Annotated in this window: 1 protein-coding gene; it reads right to left on the bottom strand. The window is 69.7% G+C overall.

All coding sequences use genetic code 11. From position 1 onward, the window contains the following. Positions 1–87: 87 nt before the first annotated feature. A partial coding sequence (locus tag I6F37_RS42160) for a phage holin family protein (protein WP_225154696.1) occupies positions 88–413 on the bottom strand: 326 nt, incomplete at its 5' end.

Below are 413 nucleotides of genomic sequence, written 5' to 3'. Positions count from 1 at the left end.
GATCAGGACCGCCCGGACCGAGCCGTCCGGAGCGGCCGGCCGTCCGCGGCGACGCATCAGGCCTCGATCGAGTCGCGATTCACCGTACTAGCGCAGGGCCTTCTTGTCGTTGACGACGGTGCCCTCGATCCGCGGCGCGCTGGCGGCGGCGGTGGCCCGGTTGACAGCGGTGCTGAGCTCCGAGACCAGGGCCTGGGCGTTGGCGATCGTTTTCTCCGGGGCCTTGACCTTCTTGATCCGGCTGTAGCCGATCAGGCCCGCGATCGCGGCGAAGATGAGCAACACCCCGGCCACGATCAAGAACGCGGCCCAGTAGGGGAGACCAAGGGCGGCCAGGCCGAAGGCGGCGGCCACGTAGATGAGCGTCGCGGCGTTGATGCCGAAGTAGCCGGCCGCCCCGAACAGTCCGCCAC

The sequence above is a fragment of the Bradyrhizobium sp. NBAIM08 genome, assembly GCF_020193935.1.
Classification (GTDB): Bacteria; Pseudomonadota; Alphaproteobacteria; order Rhizobiales; family Xanthobacteraceae; genus Bradyrhizobium; species Bradyrhizobium yuanmingense.
Note: the sequence above shows the minus strand (reverse complement) of the source record. Positions and strands in the feature narration are given on the sequence as shown.